The organism is Bordetella genomosp. 12, from assembly GCF_002261355.1.
Lineage (GTDB): Bacteria > Pseudomonadota > Gammaproteobacteria > Burkholderiales > Burkholderiaceae_B > Bordetella.
Genome location: NZ_NEVU01000002.1, coordinates 848,693 through 871,508 on the forward strand (window position 1 = coordinate 848,693; position 22,816 = coordinate 871,508).

The 22,816-nt window shown below is 65.6% G+C and carries 22 protein-coding genes; 19 read left to right on the top strand and 3 right to left on the bottom strand.

All coding sequences use genetic code 11. The features are described 5' to 3' along the window. From CAL22_RS09415 to flhF, 7 genes are all read left to right on the top strand, one after another. Complete coding sequence (locus CAL22_RS09415) at positions 1-849, top strand: CheR family methyltransferase (protein WP_432264295.1); 849 nt, start codon at positions 1-3, stop codon at positions 847-849. After that, on the top strand, positions 846-1,895 hold the full coding sequence (locus CAL22_RS09420; RefSeq protein ID WP_094812505.1) for a protein-glutamate methylesterase/protein-glutamine glutaminase: 1,050 nt from the start codon (positions 846-848) through the stop codon (positions 1,893-1,895). Before CAL22_RS09415 ends, CAL22_RS09420 begins: the two co-directional genes overlap by 4 nt. Before the next feature lie 30 nt (positions 1,896-1,925). After that, a complete protein-coding gene (cheY, locus tag CAL22_RS09425; protein ID WP_094812507.1) occupies positions 1,926-2,315 on the top strand; it encodes a chemotaxis response regulator CheY in 390 nt (129 codons plus the stop codon). A gap of 7 nt (positions 2,316-2,322) precedes the next feature. Continuing rightward, positions 2,323-2,952, top strand: a complete 630-nt coding sequence (cheZ, locus tag CAL22_RS09430; RefSeq protein WP_094812509.1) for a protein phosphatase CheZ — start codon at positions 2,323-2,325, stop codon at positions 2,950-2,952. A 152-nt stretch (positions 2,953-3,104) separates the two neighbouring features. Continuing rightward, positions 3,105-4,247: a flagellar biosynthesis protein FlhB gene (gene flhB, locus CAL22_RS09435; RefSeq protein WP_094812511.1), complete on the top strand. Its 1,143-nt coding sequence runs from the start codon at positions 3,105-3,107 to the stop codon at positions 4,245-4,247. 3 nt (positions 4,248-4,250) lie between these two features. Next, the gene (gene flhA / locus CAL22_RS09440; RefSeq protein ID WP_094812513.1) at positions 4,251-6,368 is read left to right on the top strand and encodes a flagellar biosynthesis protein FlhA; all 2,118 of its coding nucleotides are present in this window, start codon (positions 4,251-4,253) and stop codon (positions 6,366-6,368) included. Next, positions 6,365-8,797 carry a flagellar biosynthesis protein FlhF gene (flhF, locus tag CAL22_RS09445; RefSeq protein ID WP_094812515.1) on the top strand — a complete coding sequence of 811 codons (2,433 nt, stop codon included), beginning with the start codon at positions 6,365-6,367 and terminating at the stop codon, positions 8,795-8,797. The genes flhA and flhF overlap by 4 nt, the downstream gene beginning before the upstream one ends. Positions 8,798-8,856: 59 nt before the next feature. On the opposite strand, the gene CAL22_RS09450 is transcribed toward flhF, so the two are convergent. The 3 genes from CAL22_RS09450 to flgA form a co-directional block, all read right to left on the bottom strand. Then, on the bottom strand, positions 8,857-9,339 hold the full coding sequence (locus CAL22_RS09450) for a flagella synthesis protein FlgN (RefSeq protein WP_244193827.1): 483 nt from the start codon (positions 9,337-9,339) through the stop codon (positions 8,857-8,859). Further along, positions 9,336-9,635 (bottom strand): flagellar biosynthesis anti-sigma factor FlgM, encoded by a 300-nt coding sequence (flgM, locus tag CAL22_RS09455; protein ID WP_094812517.1) that lies wholly within the window; start codon positions 9,633-9,635, stop codon positions 9,336-9,338. Before flgM ends, CAL22_RS09450 begins: the two co-directional genes overlap by 4 nt. Before the next feature lie 125 nt (positions 9,636-9,760). Next, positions 9,761-10,456, bottom strand: a complete 696-nt coding sequence (gene flgA / locus CAL22_RS09460; protein ID WP_094812519.1) for a flagellar basal body P-ring formation chaperone FlgA — start codon at positions 10,454-10,456, stop codon at positions 9,761-9,763. 172 nt (positions 10,457-10,628) lie between these two features. On the opposite strand from flgA, the gene flgB reads away from it, so the two are divergent. The 12 genes from flgB to CAL22_RS09520 all read left to right on the top strand — a co-directional run bounded on the left by flgB (position 10,629) and on the right by CAL22_RS09520 (position 22,796). Beyond that, positions 10,629-11,039 carry a flagellar basal body rod protein FlgB gene (gene flgB / locus CAL22_RS09465; RefSeq protein WP_094812521.1) on the top strand — a complete coding sequence of 137 codons (411 nt, stop codon included), beginning with the start codon at positions 10,629-10,631 and terminating at the stop codon, positions 11,037-11,039. A gap of 20 nt (positions 11,040-11,059) precedes the next feature. Then, positions 11,060-11,479: a flagellar basal body rod protein FlgC gene (gene flgC / locus CAL22_RS09470; RefSeq protein ID WP_094812523.1), complete on the top strand. Its 420-nt coding sequence runs from the start codon at positions 11,060-11,062 to the stop codon at positions 11,477-11,479. 11 nt (positions 11,480-11,490) lie between these two features. Next, positions 11,491-12,192: a flagellar hook capping FlgD N-terminal domain-containing protein gene (locus CAL22_RS09475; protein ID WP_094812525.1), complete on the top strand. Its 702-nt coding sequence runs from the start codon at positions 11,491-11,493 to the stop codon at positions 12,190-12,192. Positions 12,193-12,258: 66 nt separating this feature from the next. Continuing rightward, positions 12,259-13,479 carry a flagellar hook protein FlgE gene (gene flgE / locus CAL22_RS09480; RefSeq protein ID WP_094812527.1) on the top strand — a complete coding sequence of 407 codons (1,221 nt, stop codon included), beginning with the start codon at positions 12,259-12,261 and terminating at the stop codon, positions 13,477-13,479. 12 nt (positions 13,480-13,491) lie between these two features. Then, on the top strand, positions 13,492-14,256 hold the full coding sequence (locus CAL22_RS09485; protein ID WP_094812529.1) for a flagellar basal body rod protein FlgF: 765 nt from the start codon (positions 13,492-13,494) through the stop codon (positions 14,254-14,256). A 49-nt stretch (positions 14,257-14,305) separates the two neighbouring features. Next, on the top strand, positions 14,306-15,091 hold the full coding sequence (flgG, locus tag CAL22_RS09490) for a flagellar basal-body rod protein FlgG (protein ID WP_094812531.1): 786 nt from the start codon (positions 14,306-14,308) through the stop codon (positions 15,089-15,091). Then, positions 15,091-15,777: a flagellar basal body L-ring protein FlgH gene (locus CAL22_RS09495; protein ID WP_094812533.1), complete on the top strand. Its 687-nt coding sequence runs from the start codon at positions 15,091-15,093 to the stop codon at positions 15,775-15,777. Before flgG ends, CAL22_RS09495 begins: the two co-directional genes overlap by 1 nt. A gap of 4 nt (positions 15,778-15,781) precedes the next feature. Beyond that, positions 15,782-16,918, top strand: a complete 1,137-nt coding sequence (locus CAL22_RS09500) for a flagellar basal body P-ring protein FlgI (protein WP_094812534.1) — start codon at positions 15,782-15,784, stop codon at positions 16,916-16,918. Positions 16,919-16,930: 12 nt separating this feature from the next. Then, positions 16,931-17,899 (top strand): flagellar assembly peptidoglycan hydrolase FlgJ, encoded by a 969-nt coding sequence (gene flgJ, locus CAL22_RS09505; RefSeq protein WP_094812535.1) that lies wholly within the window; start codon positions 16,931-16,933, stop codon positions 17,897-17,899. 75 nt (positions 17,900-17,974) lie between these two features. After that, positions 17,975-19,624 (top strand): flagellar hook-associated protein FlgK, encoded by a 1,650-nt coding sequence (flgK, locus tag CAL22_RS09510; protein ID WP_094812537.1) that lies wholly within the window; start codon positions 17,975-17,977, stop codon positions 19,622-19,624. Positions 19,625-19,641: 17 nt separating this feature from the next. After that, on the top strand, positions 19,642-20,883 hold the full coding sequence (flgL, locus tag CAL22_RS09515) for a flagellar hook-associated protein FlgL (protein WP_094813565.1): 1,242 nt from the start codon (positions 19,642-19,644) through the stop codon (positions 20,881-20,883). Between the two features lie 74 nt (positions 20,884-20,957). After that, positions 20,958-22,796, top strand: coding sequence for a methyl-accepting chemotaxis protein (locus CAL22_RS09520; protein WP_094812539.1), 1,839 nt, complete (start codon positions 20,958-20,960; stop codon positions 22,794-22,796). Positions 22,797-22,816: the final 20 nt, after the last annotated feature.

The following is a 22,816-nucleotide window of genomic DNA, read 5'->3' on the forward strand; positions in this document are numbered from 1 at the left end:
GTGACGAGCATTCCAGGCAATGCCGGCTTTGGCGCCGAGCGCCAGTTCGATTTTCGCGACGCGGACTTCGCGCGCGTGCGCAGCATGATTTACGCCCGGGCCGGTATCTCGCTGGGCGAACACAAGCGCGAAATGGTCTATAGCCGGCTGGCCCGGCGCCTGCGCGCGCTGGGCGTGGGCGATTTTGCCTCCTATCTGCACGCCCTGGAGCAGGAGCCGGCCGCCAGCGAGTGGGAGGAGTTCGTCAATGCGCTGACGACCAACCTCACGGCGTTCTTCCGCGAATCGCATCACTTCCCCATTCTGGCCGAGTTCGTGCGCAGCCGCAGTGCGCCCTTGTCCATCTGGTGCTGCGCGGCGTCGACCGGCGAGGAACCGTATTCGATTGCAATGACCTTGGCCGAGAGCGGGCGGGACAGCGGCAGCCGTGTCTACGCGACCGACATCGATACCCATTGCCTGAGCCGCGCGCGCGCCGGCGTGTACGCCTGGGAACGGGTAGCCAAGCTGGGCGATGCGCGCCTGCGCCGGTTTTTCCTGCGCGGCAAGGGGGCCAATGAAGGCCAGGTCAAGGTACGCCCGGAGCTGGCCCAAGGGGTGGTCTTCGAGACGCTCAATCTGCTGGCGCCGGCCTGGCCGATCCAGGAGAAGTTCGATGCCATCTTCTGCCGCAATGTCATGATTTATTTCGACAAAGCGACCCAGGCCCGGATCTTGCGGCGCTTTGCGCCTTTGCTCAAACCGGGCGGGCTGCTGTTTGCGGGCCACTCCGAGAATTTCACCTATATCAGTGACGATTTCCGTCTGCGCGGGCAGACCGTCTATGAATGCGCGGCCGGCCAGTCATGAGAAAGATCAAAGTGCTTTGCGTGGACGACTCCGCCCTGGTGCGCGGCCTGATGACGGAAATCATCAACGCCCATCCGGACATGGAAGTGGTGGCAACCGCGCCAGATCCGCTGGTGGCGCGCGAACTCATCAAGCGCCACAACCCGGATGTCCTGACGCTGGACGTGGAAATGCCGCGCATGGACGGGCTGGATTTTCTGGAAAAGCTCATGCGGCTGCGGCCCATGCCCGTGGTCATGGTGTCGTCGCTAACCGAGCGCGGCGGAGAAATCACCCTGCGGGCGCTGGAGCTGGGCGCCATCGATTTCGTCACCAAGCCCAAATTGGGCATTCGCGATGGTCTGCTCGAGTACTCCGAGCTCATCGCCGAGAAGATCCGCGCGGCCGCGCGCGCCCGGCTGCGGTCGCCGGGCGCGCCGGCCCTGGCCCCCGTGCGGCTGCACAGCCCCTACACCAGCTCGGAGAAATTGGTCATCCTCGGCGCGTCCACTGGGGGCACCGAGGCCATCCGGGAGGTCTTGCAACCCTTGCCCGCCGACAGCCCGGCCATGCTCATCACCCAGCACATGCCGGCCGGGTTCACACGTTCCTTCGCGCAGCGGCTCGATACCCTGTGCGCGGTGACGGTGTGCGAGGCCGCGCATGGTGAACGCGTGCTGCCTGGCCACGTCTATCTGGCCCCGGGAGGCGAGCAGCATATGAAGCTCGCCCGCAGCGGCGCCAACTATGTCATCGAGCTCGAGGCCAGTGAGCCCGTCAATCGCCATAGGCCCTCGGTGGACGTGCTGTTTCATTCGGCCGCGCAATCGGCCGGGCGCAACGCGATCGGCGTGCTGTTGACCGGCATGGGTAAAGATGGCGCCGCCGGCCTGCTGGCGATGAAGCGCGCCGGGGCAATGACCCTGGCCCAGGATGAGGCTAGTTGCGTGGTTTTCGGCATGCCGCGTGAAGCGATACAGCTCGGCGCGGCCGACGAAGTCGTGCCCCTGGCGGAGATGAGCGCAAGAATTCTGCTGCGCGCGGGCGACCGAGGCCATCGGGTCTGAGCGCAATACAACAATCCTATTGGAGTTCAAATGGTAGATAAGGGCATCAAAATTCTGGTGGTGGACGATTTCCCCACGATGCGGCGCATCATCCGCAACCTGCTCAAGGAGCTGGGGTTCGAGAACGTGGACGAGGCCGAGGACGGCGTGATCGCGCTGGAGAAACTGCGCAATGGCGGTTTCCAGTTCGTGGTGTCGGACTGGAATATGCCCAATCTCGATGGTCTGGAAATGCTCAAACAGATCCGCGCCGACGCCGCGCTGTCCGGGCTGCCGGTGCTCATGGTGACCGCCGAGGCCAAGAAGGAGAACATCGTCGCGGCCGCCCAGGCCGGCGCCAGCGGCTATGTGGTCAAACCCTTCACGGCGGCGACGCTGGAAGAGAAGCTCAACAAGATTTTCGAGAAACTGGCCGGCTGAGGGCGTCATGACAGAGACGACGGGTACGCTGCAGGAATCCGGTGACCTGATTCACAGGATCGCCTCCTTGACCCGCATGCTGCGTGACAGCATGCGAGAACTCGGCCTGGACCAGGCCATCAAAGATGCCGCCGAGGCGATTCCCGACGCGCGCGACCGGCTGCGTTACGTGGCGCAGATGACCGAGCAGGCCGCGACCCGCGTGCTCAATGCGACCGAGGCCGCCGGTCCGGTCCAGGACGATATGGCGCGTTCGGCCAAGGCGCTCGATGCGCGTTGGCAGCAATGGTATGACCAGCCGCTGGAGCTGCCTCAGGCGCGTGAGCTGGTCAAGGACACGCGCGCCTTTCTGGCCGATGTGCCTGAGCGCACGCAGTTCACGCAGGCCAGGTTGATGGAAATCGTGATGGCGCAGGATTTCCAGGATCTGACCGGCCAGGTCATCATGCGCATGATGGACGTGGTGGGCGCCATCGAGCGCGAACTGCTGCAGGTGCTGCTGGACAACGTGCCGCAGGAGCGCCGCGAAGAAGCCCAGAGCCTGCTCAACGGCCCGCAGGTCAACCCGGCGGGCAAGGCCGACGTGGTGACCAGCCAGGATCAGGTCGACGACCTGCTTGCCAGTCTGGGATTCTGAACGCCGTGGCGCCCCGAGGCGTCGGCCCCGGGGCGGGCAGGCGGCGGAATAGGGCGCCTTTCGGCCCCTTTCTTGGCTGATCGCAGGGGCTGGCCGGGCCCTAGAATCTCGGCGGGCGGCCTGCATCCTCGCGGTTGGTCCGTGTTCAGACTATGGCCGAAGAAAGCGATCTCGAGAAGACAGAAGCCGCCTCACCCCGGCGCCTGGAAAAGGCGCGCGAGGAGGGGCAGATCGCGCGTTCGCGCGAGCTGGTGACGTTTGTGATGCTGGCCGTGGGCGTAGCGGGCCTGTGGCTGGGCGGCGGCGCGCTGTACCGGGGGCTGTCCGGCGTGATGCGTGGCGGCATGGGCTTCGATCAGCGGGTGGCCCAGGACACGTCGGTGATGGTCAGCCTGGCCGCGCAGTCTGCCGCGCAGGCCTTGTGGACCATTCTGCCAGTCTTTCTCATGCTGGCCGTGGCGGCGGTGCTCAGCAGCATTGCCCTGGGCGGGCTGGTGTTCACCGGGCAGCCGCTGGAATTCAAATTCTCCAAAATCAATCCGATCTCCGGGCTGGCGCGCATTTTCTCGGCGCAGACCTTGGTGGAGTTGTTCAAGGCGTTCATCAAGGCCTTTCTCGTGGGCGGCGTCGCGGTCTGGGTGATCTGGCGTTACCACGACGATATGTTGGGCCTGATGCACATGGCGCCGTCGGCCGCGCTCACCTCGGCGCTGCAACTGGTCGCCTTGTGCTGCGCGTTCATTGTTGCCTCGCTGGCGCTGGTGGTGCTGATCGATGTCCCCTGGCAGATCTGGACACACTTGAAGAAGCTGCGCATGTCCAAGGAGGACGTGCGCCAGGAGCACAAGGAAAGCGAAGGCGATCCGCACATCAAGGCCCGCATCCGGCAGCAGCAGCGCGCCATGGCGCGCCGCCGCATGATGGCCGAGGTCCCCCGGGCCGACGTCGTGATCACCAATCCGACCCATTACGCGGTAGCCCTGCGCTATCACGAAGGGGAGGGGGCGGCTCCACGGGTCATCGCCAAGGGCAGCGGCCTGGTCGCTGCGCGCATCCGCGACATCGCCGGCCAGAGCCGCGTTCCCACCCTGGAAGCGCCGCCTCTGGCGCGCGCTCTGCATCAACATGTCGAACTCGGCCAGGAGATTCCGGCCGCCTTGTATACCGCGGTGGCGGAAGTGCTGGCCTGGGTGTTCCAGTTGCGCAGTTGGCATGCGGGCACCGGTGAGTGGCCCGTCGCGCCGACGGCCGTGGCGGTGCCGGCGGGGCTGGACCCCGCCGCCCAGGGAGCTTGAGCCATGAGCGGCCTTTTTACGCTCTTGAAGACGCAAGGCGCGGCCAACGCCCGCATCCTGGCCGGCCCGGTGCTGATCGTGCTGGTGTTGGGCATGATGGTGCTGCCGCTGCCCACCTTCCTGCTGGACTTGCTGTTTACCTTCAATATTGCGTTGTCCATCATGATCCTGCTGGTGGCGATGTTCACGCGCAAGCCGCTGGATTTCGCCGCCTTCCCGTCGGTTCTGCTGTTTGCCACGCTGCTGCGCCTGTCGCTGAACGTGGCCTCGACGCGGGTGGTGCTCCTGCATGGCCACCAAGGGCCGGATGCAGCCGGCAAAGTGATCGAAGCCTTCGGCCACTTTCTGGTGGGCGGCAACTTCGCTGTCGGGATCATCATTTTCGTGATCCTCACCATCATCAACTTCATCGTCATCACCAAGGGCGCGGGACGGATCGCCGAAGTCGGCGCGCGGTTCACGCTGGACGCCATGCCCGGCAAGCAGATGGCCATCGACGCCGATCTGAATGCCGGCCTCATCGGCGAGGACGAGGCGCGCCGGCGCCGCGCCGAGGTGGCCCAGGAGTCGGACTTCTATGGCTCCATGGATGGCGCCAGCAAGTTCGTCCGCGGCGACGCCGTGGCGGGCTTGCTGATCATGGTGATCAATGTGGTCGGCGGGCTGATCGTGGGCGTGGCCCAGCACGATATGTCGCTGTCCGACTCGGCGCGCGTCTACACCTTGCTCACCATCGGCGATGGATTGGTGGCGCAGATCCCGGCGCTGGTGATTTCCACCGCCGCGGGCGTGGTGGTGTCGCGCGTATCGACGGACCAGGATATCGGTCAGCAGATTCTGGGCCAGCTGTTTTCCAATCCGCATGTCATGTATCTGACGGCGGCGATCATCGGCATCATGGGCTTGATCCCCAACATGCCGCACATGGCGTTTCTCAGTTTTGCGGCGCTGCTGGGCGCGATAGGGTATCAGCTCACCAAGCGGGAAGCAGAGCGCTTGCGCAAAGTGGCGCAGGAGCAGCCGCAGGCAGCCGCCCAGGTTCAGGCCGCCGCGGCCGAAGCGAGCTGGGATGACGTGACGATGGTCGATCAACTGGGACTGGAGGTGGGGTATCGCCTCATTCCACTGGTCGATCACGCCCAGAACGGCGAGCTGCTGCATCGCATCCGCAGCCTGCGCAAGAAGTTCGCCCAGGACGTCGGCTTTCTGCCGCCGGTGGTGCATATCCGCGACAATCTCGAGCTCAAGCCCAACGACTATCGCATTCTGCTGTCCGGGGTGGAGGTCGGGCGCGGGTCGGCCATGCCGGGTCAGTGGCTGGCCATCGATCCGGGCGGTGTCTCCACGCCGATCAAGGGCACGGCCACGACGGACCCGGCTTTCGGCTTGCCCGCAGTCTGGATAGACAACGGGCAGCGCGATCTGGCCCAAGTCTCCGGCTATACGGTGGTCGATGCCAGTACGGTCGTAGCCACGCATTTGAATCACCTGATGCATCGCCACGGCTCCAGTCTGCTCGGCCGCCAGGAGGTGCAGCAGTTGCTCGACCGTCTTGGCCGCGACGCGCCCAAGTTGATCGAAGACCTCGTGCCCAAGACCTTGTCCCTGACCACCTTGCAGAAAGTGCTGCAGGGCCTGTTGTCGGAAGAGGTTCCCATCCGCGATATGCGCAGCATCATCGATACCGTGGCCGAGCATGCACCGCGCCTGGCCGCGATGGCCGGCAACGCGGGCGGCCAGCCCGATGTGCAGGAACTCATTGCCTTGACCCGCCGTGCCTTGGGCCGGGCGATCACGCAGCAGTGGTTCCCCGGCGATGGCGAACTGCGCGTCATCGGGCTGGACGTCAAGCTCGAGCGTGTGTTGTCGCAAGCCATGGCCACCAGCGGGGGGCTGGAGCCCGGCCTGGCCGAGACGCTGCTGCGCGAGGCCCAGGCCGCCGTGTCGCGACAGGAGGGGCAGGGCAATGCGCCCGTCCTGCTGGTGTCGCCGCCCTTGCGCGCGCCGCTGTCGCGCTTTCTGCGGCACCATCTGCCGCAGCTGGGTGTTTTGTCGAATGCAGAAATTCCGGATGAGCGCGTGGTGCGCGTCACCGCGCTGATCGGGGGTAGCCAACCGTGAAGATTCACCGCTTTATCGGCGCCAATACGCGCGATGTGATGCGCCAGGTGCGCGAAGCGCTGGGCGACGATGCGCTCATCGTGTCCAACCGCAAGGTGGAGCAGGGAGTCGAAGTACTGGCCACCCTGGAAAGCGAATTGCCCGCGCAAACGGAGGCGCCGCCGGCTGGCGGCTCGGGCGCGCCACTGCCGCGGCCGCAACCCCCCGCGCCGGCCAGCGTCAGCGCGCGGCCGGACAGCTTTCTGGCCACGCGTTCGGCGGCCGCCTACGGCGCGGCCTTGACGGCGGCCGATGCCGGCGCCGCCGAGGAGGGGGTGCCCGCTGCCGCCATGCGGACCGCGCCGCCCGTGGAGTCCATGGCCCGCCTGCCGGATGCGCCCATGCCGGGCGCGGCTGCGTCCTTGCCGGATGCCGGCCCGCCCAGCGTGCATGCCGCCATCGACGCCTTGCGCGGCACGCTGGAGAGCCGGATGGACGGGCTGTTGTGGGGCGCGCGCAAGCCGGCGCGCGAGCCGGTCAATGCGAGCCTGTTCAGGGTGCTGCTGGAGGCGGGATTCAGCATGCCGCTGGTGCGCGCGCTGCTTGAGCGGCTGCCGCCGGAGCTGGACGCGGCCCGGGCGCGGGACTGGGCGCGCAACGAACTGCTGACGCATCTGCCGGTGCTGCGCGATGAAGGGGCGTTCCTGGCGGCAGGCGGTGTGCTGGCCCTGGTCGGCCCGACCGGCGTGGGCAAAACCACGACGCTGGCCAAGCTGGCGGCGCGTTGTGTGGCGCGCGAAGGCCGCGAGCAGGTCGCCATGCTGACCACGGACAATTTCCGGATCGGCGCGCTCGAGCAATTGCAGATCTATGGCCGGCTGATGGGCGTACCGACCCGTTCGGTGCGCGACGCCGCGGAACTGCAGCAGGCCCTGGGCGAGCTGGGCAGCCGCAAGATCATCCTGATCGATACGACGGGTATCAGTCAGCGCGACCGCAATGTGGCCCAGCAGGCAGCCCTGTTGTGCAGTGGCGGGCGGCAGGTGCGCCGCTTGCTGGTGCTCAATGCCGCCAGCCAGGGCGACACGCTGGACGAAGTGGCCCATGCCTATCGGCATGGCGTGGGCGAGGACGTGGTGGGCTGCATCATCACCAAACTGGACGAGGCCACGCGGCTCGGCCCAGCACTGGACACCGCTATCCGGCATCGGCTGCCGATTCACTATATTTCGAACGGCCAGAAGGTGCCCGAGCATCTCGTGCCCGCGCAGGCGCAGCCGCTGGTGGACCATGCCCTGGCCAGTCTGCAGCGCCCGCTCTATGCGCCCAGCGAGGCCGATCTGGCCGGGCTGTGGCAGAACGTCGGCAAGGATCCGGGGCTGCAGCGCCGCCTGTTGGTCGCGGCGATGCAGCCGGCTGGCGGCGAGGCCGCGGTCGACGAGGCGCTCGACTGGCTGGGCCGCGACCCGGCCTGCAAACTGGGCCGGGTCATGTGGCGCGCGATCGCGCGCGCGCCCGCGGCCGACGCCGTGCGGGAGCAAGCCTTGGCCACGCTGCGCCGTGAGTTTCCGGCGCAATGCGGGCAGTTTCTGCTCGCCGTCCATGGCAAGAGCGCGCTCAAGGGCGCAGGGCTGCCCGGCGGCCATCTGCACACCACGCTGATGCTCAGCGACCGGGGCGCGGCGCTGGCCGCCCCGGCTCAACATCTGGTGCTGCCGCACGGCAATCTGAACACCCTGGGCCTGGATCCGCAATCCCCTCTGGAGCCGATGCTCGCGCGCGCTGCCTGGCTGAATGAGGCTTTAGCCGATGTGCCCCGGGTGCAGGTCTTCGAACTGGGGACGGCCGGCCTGCATCAGGCGCTGTCCGATGCCGGCGAGCGCTGGCTGGCGCGTTGCCCTGGCGGGCAACGGGTGGTGCACGATGAGTGCCCGACGACGCTCAATGCCGTGGCGCGCAGCCTGGGGTATGTGCCTGCCGGCGAACTGGCGGGCGGCGATACCCTTTGGGCCTGCGGCACGCAGTTGTTGCTGCCTGCCCGCGCAGCGGAGCAGACCGTGTTGCGCATGATCGGCGCAAGGGTGGTCGATGCGCACAGCGGCGAGGTCAAGGCGCAGTACTTCGGACTGAGCAATCTCACGGCGGAACAGGCCGACGCGGCGACGGTGGCGGGTTGGCTGGTTCACCAGGAGCGCGTCAAGACGGCTTTCCGTTATATCCCCCATGCCTGGGCGGCCTTGCCGCGCGTGCATGGGGTCGATGCCTTGCGCGCTCAGGCCTTGTTGGCCGCTCAACTGGCGGCCGCCTGCTGGCAGCTCAGCCAGGCGGAATCGGCTTGCGCCTGCCTGGGCGGGCTGATCGGCGCGGCCGAACGCAAGATGCCCAGCCGCTTGTTGCCGGTGGCGCTGCTGAAAATGTATGCCTTGCTGGAGATGGCGCAGGAGCACTGAGGCCCGCCGGCGGTAAGCGCCGGGGGCGGTGCATGCCCGCCAGACGGCGGGCTGCGGGGTCAGGTCGCGACGATGGCGCGGCTCGCCCCGCCCAGGGGCCGGCCGCGGCCTTGGGCGTCATACGTGGTGGTGTTCTGGCTGCCCAGGCGGCGCAGCGCCTGCAAGGTTTGCTCGGTATAACGCAGATTGACTTCCAGCAGGATGGCATTGCGCTGGTTGGCGTCGCGCGCCTGAGCGGCATGGTCCTGCAGGCGTTGCCATAGCGGCGCCAGTTCGGCGTGCGCGCCCGCGGCAGCGTCGGTGCCGGCGTGGCCGGGCGCCAGGGCCATGGCGGCAAGAATGCGGTCGCGCTCCTGGCTGGCAGCCACCAGCTGGTCGGCCAGGGCCTCTTTGTGCTGGGCCGCATCCTGCAGCGCCTGGGCGGCCTTGCGATCCAGCAGCGCTGCGCTTTCGGCCTGCAGCGCGCTCAGAAACTGCTCGATGAGCGCCGTTTCGGTCTCGAGGCAACGTGCCAGGGCGGCGGGCAGGCTGGCCGGGCTCACTTGATCAATTCCTTGGCGCTGGCAATCAGGCTGTCGGCAATACGCGAGGGGTCGATGCGCAATTGGCCGGCTGCGATGGCCGAGCGGATGGCCGCCACGCGCTCGACATCGATGTCGCTACTCCCGTCCTGCAAGGCGAGCAACTGGCGCGACGCGCCGCTGAGTTCGACCTGCGAGCTGCTCGTATTACCGGCGGTGCTGCTGGCGGCCCCGCCGTAGGCCTGGGCCACGGCGCTCTCGGCGCGCTGCACCGGGTTGCTGGCAACCGGGCGGGCGAGGGTAGTGTTGATCTTCAAGGTATTCTCCACTGGGCGGCAGGCCAGCTGGGGTTAACAGCGCCTGCTCTGCCTTGTTATGCCAGGGTAACGGCGGCAAGGCGGCAAACTTTAGGGGCCGTTGGATCTACTGGTTTGTAACATATCTACAACTGGACCTCGACTTCGCCGGCGGCCTGGACCACCCCGCTGACGATCTGGCCGGAGGCCGTGCGCACCTGAACGGTGGCGCCCGGCGGCGCGTCGCCCATGGCCTGCCCCTCGCTGCTGACGGTGAAGCCGCTGCCACGCGCCACGATGCGCACGTTCTGGCCGCGCGTGATGGAGTCGGCGTTGCGCAGCGCCGCGCCGCGTATCGGCTGGCCGGCATGGATGCGATAACGCGCCTGCATGCCCAGGATGCCGGCCGCGTCGGTCAGCGCGCCGGCCGGCAGGCTGAGGAGGTCGCCCTGGCGGGCATCGAGATCATCGGGGGTGACGGTCTTGCCGGCCGGAATCTGACGGCCGGCCACATAGTAGGTGCCGGTCAGGCTCACGCTGGCCTGGACATAGGCCGTCCAGTTGTGGGGCGAGGTGCAGCGCACCCCGACCGTCATGCGCGCACGCGGCCGCAAGGCGGCCGGCATGAAGGCCGACGGGGCGTCGCAGGCGGGCAGGCGGTCACTCTTGACCGGATCCATGACGATGTCGGCCTGATCGGCCACCGTGGCCAACTGCGCCTGCAGGAAGTCCTGCGCCAGCCGGGCGATGCGCTCGGGCGACTCGGCGGTTTGGGCGACGGCGGGCGGGCTGACCAGGGCGAACTGGCCGCTCAGCAGGGCGATAAGGAGGGTGGCGCGCATGATGACGAGATTGTAGAAACGCCAAGGCTGCCGCCAACACGGGAATTGCGTCGGAAATAGCGGTTTATTTGCCTGATTGTCATTCGCCCGCGGCCCCTAAGATGCCGTCATGCCACAAAAGGCCGGTCCGCCCAGCGGTTCGGCCTGCCACTCCACATTGAAGGCCTGACCCATGCTCGACCGGCTAAACGAGGACTTCCGCTTTTTTCAGCAAGCGCTCGCCGTGCGCGCACAGCGCCAGGAAGTGCTGTCGTCCAATATCGCCAATGCCGATACGCCGAACTACAAGGCGCGGGATTTCGACTTCAAGACCGCCATGCAGAACGCCGTCGAAGCCCGGACGCGGCTGCCCGATACCCAGCTGACGCTGACTTCCGCGCAGCATATCGCGGCCAAGGCCAGCAGCACCGGGGATGCCCCGGAGATGCTCTATCGCATGCCCTATCAGGCCAGCCTCGACGGCAACACCGTGGACATGGATATCGAGCGCGTGCAGTTCGCCGACAACACCCTGCATTACCAAAGCACCCTGCAGCTGCTGTCGAACCGCATCAAAGGCCTGCAATCGGCCATTTCCGAATAAGCCTCCAGGAGCCCACTGCCATGTCCTTGCTCAGTGTCTTTGATATTTCCGGCTCCGCGCTGGCGGCCCAGTCGCAGCGCCTGAACGTCGCCGCGAGCAATCTGGCCAATGCCGACAGCGTGGCCGGTCCCGACGGAAAGCCTTACCGGGCGCGCCAGGTCGTGTTCCAGGTCAACCCGGCGGCCGGCCAGGCGGCCGGACAGGAAATCGGCGGGGTGAAGGTTGTCGGCGTGGTCGAGGATGCGTCGCCGCTGAAGATGGTCTACGACCCGCGGCATCCCCTGGCCGACGCCCAGGGCTATGTGTCCATGCCCAATGTGGACCCCGTGGCCGAGACCGTCAACATGATTGCCGCCTCGCGTTCCTATCAGGCGAACGTCGAGGTACTCAACACCGCCAAACAATTGATGCAGCGCACGCTGACGATAGGTCAGAGCTGAGCGAGGACACGATGACGACCGTCAGCACCACCACCAGCAGTACCAGCGCCAGCAGCGCCCAGGTCGGACAGGCCACCGCGAGCGCGGCCAAGACCATCCAGGATCAGTTTCTGACCCTGCTGGTCACGCAGCTCAAGAATCAGGATCCGCTCAACCCGATGGACAACGCCGAGCTCACCTCGCAGCTGGCGCAGATTTCCACCGTCGAGGGGATCACCAATCTGAACAACACCCTGTTGTCCATCAGCGGCCAGATCGATGTTTCGCAGTCCATGGACGCGGTCGCGCTCATCGGCAAGGCCGTTCTGGTGCCGGGCAACAAGACCTCGCTGGGCACCAACGCCGATGACCCGACGCAGCGCACGGCCACGCCGGTAGGCTATGACGTTCCGGCGGATGCGGCCAAGCTGACCATCAAGATCATGGATGCTTCGGGCAATGTGGTGCGCACCGTCGAGCAGACCAATGTTGCCACGGGCGTCTATACCTACGACTGGGACGGCAACAACGACAGCGGCGCGGCCGTCAAGGATGGCGCCTATACCTTCCAGGTGACGGCCTACGACGCGGACAACAAGTCCATCGCGGCCGAGGCGCTGACCTACGGCGTGGTCAAGAGCGTGGATTACTCCAGCGACGGGCTGCGGCTGGATCTGGGCCTCAATGGCGGCAAGGTCAGCATGCTCGACATCCGCAAGGTACTGAATGGTTGACGCGGTGCCCGCCCCGGGGCAGGCCCGGGCGGCGCTTTCCTAATACGGCATTGATGGGATAGAAACATGGGATTCGGACAAGGATTGAGCGGGCTGAAGGCCGCATCGCAGAACCTGGACGTCATCGGCAACAACATCGCCAACTCCGGCACCGTGGGCTTTAAGTCGGGGTCGGTGTCGTTCGCGGATGTCTATGCCAATTCGCGCGTGGGCCTGGGCGTGAAGGTCGCTGGCGTGAACCAGCGTTTCACGGTGGGCACGGTAACCACCACCGGCGGCGAGTACGACATCGCCATCGACGGCAGCAAGGGTTTTTTCCGCATGGCGGATTCGGCCGGCAACATCGTCTACACGCGTAATGGCGAGTTCAGCGTCGACAAGAATTTCTACATCACCAACGCCATGGGCTATCGCCTGACCGGCTATCCGGCCAGCGGCGCGGGCACGGATCCGGTGGCGCTGCAGGTGCCGCAGGGCAACATCGCGCCCCAGGCCACCGCCAGCGCCAGCACACAGACCAACCTGAACGCCAATGCCGACGTGGTGGCGTCGACCTCGGTGTTCGACCCCACCAATAGCGCCACCTACACGGACTCGGTGCCCACCACGATCTACGATTCCCTGGGCAACTCGCACCAGATGGTGCAGTACTTCGTCAAGCGCGAAGCCAGCGCTTCGGGCGAGAGCCAGTACGACGTCTATTACACCGTGGATGGCAGCGCCGTGACGGTCGATAACGGCCAGGATCACACCACGCTGACCTTCAATAGCGCCGGCGTGTTGACCTCGCAGCCCAGCCGGGACATCGTCATCCCGAATCCGGGCGGCACGACCTCGCCGGCCGCCGACATTACGCTGCGCATGAGCTACCAGAACGTCACCCAGTTCGGCAGCGATTTCAGCCCGAAGATCACCGCCGACGGGTATGCCAGCGGCGAGTTCTCGGGTATTTCCATCGCCAAGGATGGTTCCATCGTGGCGCAATACACCAATGGCGAGTCCCAGTCGGTGGGCACGATTGCGCTGGCCAACTTCAACAATGTGGGCGGGCTCAAGCCGGTCGGCGACAACGCCTGGACCGAAACCAGCGAATCCGGCCAGGCCACGCTCGGCCAGCCCGGCAGCAACGGGCTGGCCCAGTTGGTGGGGCAGGCGCTGGAAGCCTCCAACGTCGATATGAGCCAGGAACTGGTCAACATGATTGTCGCCCAGCGTACGTATCAGGCCAACGCGCAGACCATCAAGACCCAGGATGAAGTCCTGCAGGTCCTGATCAATCTGCGTTAAGCCGGGATCGCCATGGATCGCGTCATTTACACCGCCATGAACGGCGCGGCCCGCACGGCTGAGCATCAGTCCGTGCTGAGCAACAATCTGGCCAACGTCGGGACGCCGGGCTTTCGCGAGCAGTTGGCGATGTATCGCTCGGTGCCGGTCAACGACGGCACGTCGCTGCCGACCCGCGTGGCCACCGCGACCACGACGCCGGGCAGCAACTTCAGCCTGGGCGTGATGCAGTCCACGGGCCGTGATCTGGACGTGGCGCTGTCGGGCGAGGGCTGGCTGGCGGTTCAGACCGGGCAGGGCGAGGCCTATACGCGTGCCGGCAGCCTGCAGGTCGGAGCCAACGGCCTGTTGCAAAGCGCCAATGGCCAACCCGTGCTGTCCGACCAGAATGGCTTGATCGATATCCCCGACCAGGCCGCGCTGACCATTGCCAGCGACGGCACCATCACGGCTGTCGGTGCGGGCGATGCGCCGGACAATATTCTTAATCTGGGGCGGCTGAAGATGGTCAACGCGCCGCAGGCGCAGCTGCTGCGCGGCGACGACGGCCTGTTTCGCTTGCCCGCGCAGGCCGACGGGCAGCCGGCCGCCGCGTTGCCGGCCGACCCGTCGCAACGCCTGGTCGCCGGCGTGCTCGAAGGCAGCAATGTGAGCCCATCGGGCGCCATGGTCGCCATGATCGAGAATGCGCGCCGCTTCGAGATGCAGATGCAGGCGGTCAATGAAGCCAACCGCAATGCCGATCGCGCCAACGGTCTGCTGTCGATCTCGACCTGAGTCCCATTAGTCAATGCGCCGGCCGTGGGCCGTGCCAGGAGTTTTCATCATGATGCGTTCGTTGTGGATTTCCAAAACGGGCCTCGAGACCCAGCAGGCCTCGATGGACGTGATTTCCAACAACCTGGCCAACGTCCAGACCAATGGCTTCAAGCGCGGCCGCGCGGTGTTCCAGGATTTGATGTATCAAACCCTGCGCCAACCCGGCGCCCAGGTCGGCGACGCGAATCAGTTGCCCACCGGGCTGCAGCTGGGCACCGGCTCGCGGGTGGCCGCGACTCAACGCCTGCAAAGCCAGGGCAATCTGAACAACACCGGAGCCGAAATGGACGTGGCCATCCAGGGCCGCGGCTATTTCCAGGTCGATCTGCCTGACGGTACGCAGGCGTACACCCGCGACGGCGGCCTGAGCCTGGATCAGAACGGCCAGCTCACGACCGTGGGCGGCTATGTGATCCAGCCGCCGATCAACGTGCCGGACAACGCCATGAGCCTGACCATAGGCAAAGACGGCACCGTGTCTGTCACCCAACCGGGCAACACCGGGGTCAATGTGCAGATCGGTCAGCTGCAGCTGGCCACCTTCATCAATCCGGCCGGCTTGCAGAGCGTGGGTGAAAACCTGTATCTGCAGACGGACTCCTCCGGGCCGGCCAATCTGCTGCAGCCGGGCGTGGACGGCGCGGGCAGCATCATGCAGAACTATGTCGAGACGTCCAACGTCAACGTGGCCGAGGAACTCGTCAACATGATCACGGCGCAGCGCGCCTACGAAATGAACAGCAAGGCAGTCAAGACCTCGGACGAGATGCTGGCCCGGCTGACGCAACTGTGATGCGCAACACCGTCGTCCGTTTGCTGGCGGGTCTGCTGCTGGTCTTGTCCGCAGGCTGCGCGCTCATCCCGCCGGAACCCGTGGTCATCGGGCCGACGACGGCGCCGCCTCCTACGCCGGCGCCGCCGTCGAGCCGGCCCAACGGGTCCATCTATCAGCCGACCTCCTACGGCAACTATCCGCTGTTCGAGGATCGCCGGCCGCGCAACATCGGCGATATCGTGACGGTGATGCTGGAGGAAAAGACCAATGCCGCCAAGGGCGTGGCCACCAACACCAGCCGCTCGGGCAGCGCCAGCCTGGGCGTGAGCGCCTCGCCGAAGTTCATGGACAGCGCCATCAATGCCAAGCTCGATACCGATATGTCGGGCGAGAACGCCTCCAAGGGTACCGGCAGCAGCAGCGCCAACAATACGTTCACCGGCTCCATCACCACCACCGTCGTGGGCGTGCTGCCCAACGGGAATCTGCAGATCGCCGGCGAAAAACAAATCGCCATCAATCGCGGCAGTGAGTATGTGCGCGTCTCCGGCGTCGTTGATCCGCGCTCCATCACCGGCACCAATTCGGTGTCTTCCACCCGGGTGGCCGATGCCCGCATCGAGTACCGCAGCAAAGGCGTCATGGATGAAGTCCAGACCATGGGCTGGTTGCAGCGCTTTTTCCTGATTGCCTCTCCGTTCTGACCTTATGACACCACGCACAACGTCTCAGTCCTTGTCGCTTCTGCTCGCACGGGCATGCCTGGCGCTGCTTGCCCTGGCTGCCGTGCCGGCGCAGGCGGCCGAGCGTCTCAAGGATCTGGCGACGTTTCAGGGTGTGCGGGGTAATCAGCTGATTGGTTACGGGCTGGTGGTGGGCCTGGACGGCACGGGCGACCAGGTCCGCCAGACGCCTTTTACCCAGCAAAGCCTGACCAACATGCTGTCGCAACTGGGCATCACCGTGCCCGCGGGCAGCAACATGCAGTTGAAGAACGTCGCCGCCGTCATGGTGACCGCGACGCTGCCGGCCTTCGCACGGCCGGGGCAGACCATGGATGTGGTCGTGTCGTCCATGGGCAATGCCAAGAGCCTGCGCGGGGGCACCTTGCTGATGACGCCGCTCAAAGGCGCCGACAATAGCGTCTATGCGATCGCCCAGGGCAATGTCCTGGTGGGCGGCGCGGGCGCAGCGGCGGGCGGCTCCAGTGTACAGATCAATACCCTGAACGGCGGGCGGATATCCGCCGGGGCGATCGTCGAGCGGCCGGTGCCGACCACGTTCGCTCAGGACGGACTGGTCTACCTGGAAATGAACACCAGTGATTTCGGTACGACCCAGAACGCCGCCAATGCCATCAACCGCCAGTTCGGCGCGGGGACTGCGATGGTCATGGATGGTCGGGTGGTGCAGTTGCGTGGCCCGTTGGATCCGGCCATGATGCCGGCGTTCTTGTCGCAGATCGAGAATCTGCCGGTCACGCGCGCGCCCGCGGTGGCCAAGGTCATCATCAACGCCCGTACGGGTTCGGTCGTGATGAACCGCACGGTCATGATCGAAGAGGCGGCCGTCGCGCACGGCAATCTGTCGGTCATCATCAATCGTCAGAATCAGGTTTTCCAGCCGGACACGCCCTTTACCGATGGGCAGACCGTGGTCGCGCCCAATACGCAGATCGAAGTGCGCCAGGAAAATGGCGCCTTGCAGCGCGTCAGCACGAGCGCCAATCTGGCCGATGTGGTCAAGGCGCTCAATGCCTTGGGCGCTACGCCGCAGGATCTGCTGTCCATCCTGCAGGCCATGAAGTCCGCCGGTGCGCTGCGCGCCGAGCTGGAAATCATCTAAGGCCGGGCCAGCATGGCGCTGACTTCCTCCTCCGGTTTGGGCGCATCCCAGGACTCGGTGTTCGATCTGGGCAAGCTCAGCGAGCTCAAGCGCGGCGTGGGCAAGACGCCGGACGACGCGCAACAGCAAAAGCAAGTGGCGCAGCAGTTCGAGGCCCTGTACATCCAGATGATGCTCAAGCGCATGCGCGAGGCCACGCCCAAGGATGGGCTGTTCGACTCGCAGCAGACCGAAATGCTGCAATCCATGGCCGACGAGCAGATGGCGCTGCAGCTGGCCAAGCCGGGCTTGGGGCTGGCCGACGCGCTGCTCAAGCAGATGCAGCAGGGGCAGTCCGGCTCGGATGCCGGTAGCGCCGCAGCGACCGTCTCTCAGGCATTGCAGGCCAGCGAAGTGGCGGCGGGGCGGCCCGATGCAGGGGTGACGGCCTTGTTGAACCTGATGCGCGGCAACCGGACCTCGGGCGGGGCCCTGGCCGCCGCCGACGGCGCCCCGGACCATGTGGTGGACTTTGTCGCCCGCATGGCGCCGGCCGCCCGGGCCGCCGCCTCCGATAGTGGCGTGCCCGCGCGCCTCATCCTCGGACAGGCCGCGCTCGAATCCGGCTGGGGCAAACGCGAGATCCGCCAGGCCGACGGCAGCACCAGCTACAACCTGTTCGGCATCAAGGCGGGCGCGGGCTGGAAAGGCAAGGTCGTCAATGTGCTGACGACCGAGTATGTCGATGGGACACCGCAGAAAGTCACGCAAGCGTTTCGGGCTTATGACTCTTATGAAGAGGCGTTCGCCGACTACGCCCGCCTGTTGGGCAACAACGCCCGTTATGAACGCGTCACGCAGTCGCGGGATGAGATCGAGGCTGCCCGCCGTATCCAGGATGCCGGCTACGCGACCGATCCGCGCTATGCCGAAAAGCTGATCAGCATCATGAGCCAGTTACGCGCGTCGGTGGCGCGCGCGGATTTTTCAGGCCAGCCCTAAATTCCGGCTGCGCGCTGCCGTTAAGGATATATCCGAACCCTCTCTGAGCCGCCAGCGGCAAACTCCGGGGACAGCATGAATCTGTACAACCTGGCCATGACGGGCCTGAACGCCTCGCAGGCGGGTCTGGAAGTCACGAGCCACAACATCACCAACGCAGCGACCGACGGCTACAGCCGTCAGCGCCTGGTTACCTCGACGGCGGGCGCCGCTGAGAGCAGCCAGGGCTTTTATGGCCGGGGCGTGCAGGTGGACACCGTCAAGCGCCAGTACGACAGCTTTCTGTACAAGCAATTGGTCGGCGCCAAGGGCAGCGCCGCGCAACTGAGCGCGCAGTACGATCAGCTTTCGGCCATCAACAACCAGTTTTCCGACCGTACGGTCGGGTTGACGCCCGCCTTGTCGGCGTTTTTCAGCAGCCTGAACTCAGCCGCCAGCTCGCCGGCCGATGCGGCCGTGCGCCAGGATCTTTCGGGCAAGACCAGCACCTTGGTCACCCAGCTCAATTCCGCGTATCAGCAACTCGAGAACCAGCGCGATGGGCTCAATACCCAGGTGTCGAGTGCGGTGTCGCAGGTCAACAGCTACCTGGAACGCATCAACGACCTCAACCAGCAGATCACCGTCGCGCGCAGCAAGAGCAATCAGCCGCCCAACGATCTCTTGGACCAGCGTGACTCGGCGCTGTCGGAACTGAACGAATTGGTCGGCGTACGCTGGTACGAGCAAGGCGACAGCCTGAACATCTCCTTGCAATCCGGGCAGACGCTGTTGTCCGGCCGCACGGTCTATCCGCTGGCTGCGGTCAACTCCGCGACCGACGCCAGCCGCACGGCACTGGCCTATACCCTGCCCGACGGGCAGGGCGGCACGCAGACGGTCGAACTCAAGGACGAGCAAGTCAGCGGCGGCACGCTGGGCGGGCTGCTCAGCTTTCGGAGTTCGGCGCTGGATGCCGTGGAGGATCAATTGGGGCAGCTGGCCCTGGGCCTGGCGTTGTCGGTCAACGCCCAGAGCGCCAAGGGGCTGGATCTCGATGGTCAACCCGGCGGCGACGTCTTCACCCTCAAAGCGCCAAACGCGATCCCCAATGCGGGCAACAGCGGCACCGTCGGCATCACGTCGGCCTACACCGATGCGGCGCAGATCCATGCCAGCGCCTACAAAATCGAGTACGACGCCGCAAGCGGATACAAAATCACCAGGTTGTCCGACAACACGGCGGTCAGCTATACGACGGATTCGACCACCGGCGCCATGAGTTTCGACGGGGTCACCATCACCCCGGACGGCCTGCCTGCCGATGGCGATAGTTGGGAGTTCAAGCCCACCCGCGATGCCGCGCGCGACATCACCCTGGCCTTGACCGACCCGAATCAATGGGCGCTGGCCGATGGCTCGGGCGGCACGACCAATGGCCAGAATGGCCTGGAGCTGGCCAAGCTGCAGACGGCCAAAGTGCTCAACAACGGTTCGACCAGCCTGAACGAGCAATTCTCACAACTGATCAACAACGTGGGTGTGCAGACGCAGCAGGTCAAGACGGCGATGACGGCCGCCGATAACCTGACCGCCCAGCAGCAGTCGGCGTTCTCTTCGGTCTCCGGTGTGAATCTGAACGAAGAGTACGTCAACCTGGCCGTCTACCAGGAGCAGTATCAGGCGAGCGCCAAGATCATCGATGTGGCGAGCCAATTGTTCGATACCTTGTTGGGCCTGCGCTGAGCCCCTGGAGCGAGATGATGCGTCTTAGCACTTCCCAAATCTATCAAAACGGTCTCAACGGCATCCTCAACCAGGAAAGCCAGATGTCGCGGCTGCAGGAGCAACTCTCCAGCGGCAAGCGGGTGCTCACGCCCTCGGACGATCCTCTGGCGGCCTCGCAGGCCATCAATGTCGCGCAGACGGCCAGCATGAACAGCACCTATGCGTCCAACCGCAATGCGGCCAAGCAGTCGCTCGGCTTGGAGGAAAACGCCCTGACCTCGGTGGTCACGACGGTGCAAAGCGTGCTGCAGCGCGTGGTCGAAGCCGGTAACGGAACCATGAGCGACGCCGATCGGCAGTCGCTGGCCACGGCGCTCAAGAGCGCGCGTGATCAACTGGTCGGCCTGGCGAACTCCACCGATGGCAACGGTCAGTATCTGTTCTCGGGCTATCAGGGTTACACCCAGCCCTATGAAATCGATGGCGACGGCAACGTCAGCTACAAGGGCGACACCGGGCAGCGCATGCTGCAGGTCGAACAAAGCCGCCAACTGGCCGGCAGCGATATCGGCAGCGATATCTTCAGCCGCGCCGTATCCGGCACGCTGTCATATATCACTTCGGCAGGCAGCGCGACGACGCCCAACACCGGCACCGGCCAGTTCAGCACGGTGTCGCTGCAGGCGCCCACCGCGGACAACTACGTCGGCGCCAACTTCGAGATCAGCTTCTCCACCAATGCCGACACCGGCGCGCTTCAGTACACCGTTACCAGTGACGCGCCAGGCTACACGCCGGTGACGGCGGACTACAAAGAAGGGGCCACCATCGATATGGGCGGCGTCTCCTTGTCCATCAAGGGCCAGCCGGCCGCCGGCGACAGCTTTTCGGTGCAGACGCCCGACAGCGGCAATATGGATATGTTCGGCATGCTCAACGATCTGATCACGACCTTGGAGCAGCCCTCGCAGAACAGCGATGTGCAGACCGCCACGCTGGTCAACAAACTGGCTACCGCCAACAAGACGCTGTCTCTGGGTCTGGACAATGTGCTGACCGTGCGCGCCTCGGTGGGCGCCCGCCTCAACGAGATCGACGCGCTGGATGCCACGGGCACCCAGAATGGCCTGAGCTACACCCAGCAGCTGTCCAAGCTGGAGGACGTGGATATTTACACCACCACCAGCGATCTGCTGTTGCGGCAGGTCGCCCTGCAAGCGGCGTCGTCATCGTTCTCGAAGATCATCGGCTCCAGCCTGTTTTCGATGAACAACTAAGGCGCCGCTTGCCGGCATGACATTTTCTCGCGCGCCACGGCAGGCGTGCGGTATCGATAAAGAACGGAATAAGCATGTTTGCGAATATGAAAGTCCGGACCAGCATGATTCTGGTGCTCGGGCTCTTCTTCCTGGCGATGTTGGCGTCGAACGCCGCCGGTTGGTGGGGCCTGAATGCAAGCAACTCCCGGTTGGACAGCGTCAATCGGATCTTCACGGATCAGGTGATGGCCAGCTACGCCGGCTACACCGTGGCGCTGCGTTCGCGCATCAACATGAACAACGCGATGGCCAATCTGCAGGAAGGCCGCCTGAGCGAGTTCGAAGAGCAAAGCAAGCTCGCCAAGCAGGGGCTGGTCGAGGCGGCCAAGCGATTCGAGACCTTCAGCAAGGCGCCCAAAACGCCCGACGTCCAGGAAAAGGCGGCGCCGCTGGAGGCCAATTTCAAGACCTATGTGGAAGGCTTGAAGCGCCTGCAGGACGCGCTGGCACGCCAGGCTATTGCCGACTACATGCAGCTCATTCCCGAGGTCTCCGCGCAGAATCTGCGTTTCGATACCTCCATGGAAGCCTATATGAGCTATGTCGATGGCATCACCGATGCCTATGTCGCCGAAGCCGAGGTCGCCCACGTCCAGTCGAATGGGGTGATTCTGGCGCTGGTGGGGCTGTCGATCGTGCTGGCGCTGGGCGCGGCCCTGTTCATTTCGCGCAAAGTGCTCAAACCGCTGGTCGAGGCGGGCGGTCACTTTGACCGGATAGCGGGAGGGGATCTGACGGCGCGGGTGGAAGTGCGCAGCAGCAACGAGATCGGTCAGTTGTTCGGTGCACTCAAGCGGATGCAGGAGAGCCTGACGCGCACGGTGTCGTCGGTGCGTCGAGGTGTGGACGAGATCAATGTGGGGGCGCGCGAGATATCGGCGGGCAACACGGATCTGTCGAGCCGCACGGAGGAGCAGGCGGCGTCGCTGGAAGAGACGGCGGCGTCGATGGAAGAGCTGGCGTCGACGGTGCGGCAGAACGCGGACAATGCGCGGCAGGCGAATCAGCTGGCGGCGAGGGCCTCGGATGTGGCCGAGCGCGGGGGTTCTGCGGTGTCGGAGGTGGTGCAGACGATGCAGGGGATCTCGGCGAGTTCGCGCAAGATCTCGGAGATTGTGTCGGTGATCGACGGGATTGCGTTTCAGACGAATATTTTGGCGCTGAATGCGGCGGTGGAAGCGGCGCGCGCCGGGGAGCAGGGCAAGGGTTTTGCGGTGGTGGCGGGCGAGGTGCGGTCGTTGGCGCAGCGCAGCGCGCAGGCGGCCAAGGAGATCAAGGGGCTGATCGAGGATTCGGTGGGCAAGGTGTCGGCGGGTTCGCAGCAGGTGGAGCGTGCGGGGGCGACGATGCAAGAGATTGTGGCGTCGGTCAAGCGGGTGACGGACATCATGGGTGAGATATCGGCGGCGTCGCAGGAGCAGTCCAGTGGCATCGAGCAGGTGAACCGGGCGATCACGCAGATGGACGAGGTGACGCAGCAGAATGCGGCGCTGGTCGAGCAAGCCGCGGCCGCCGCGGGTTCCCTGCAGGAGCAGGCCCGTTATCTTTCTGAAGCGGTGGCGGTATTCAAGGTCAACGCCGGCGAAGTCATCGACGTGCCCACGCGCCAACTGGCGGGTGCGGCGGGTGCGGCGGGTGCGCCGCGAGTCGCCGCCCCGGCCGCGCCGTCCGCAGCGCCCGCGGCGGCCCCCGCGGCCGACACCCCGCGGCTGGCCACGCGCGCGGCCAAGGCGGGCACGCCGGCCGGCGCCAGCTCGCGCCGTGCGGTTCGCCGGCCTGCCGCTGCCAATGGGCATGCGCCGACCGAGGCCACGGCCAGCCCGGCCACGCCGCGCAAGCCGGCCGCGGATGACGATTGGGAATCATTCTGAGCACGCACACACGGCGCTGA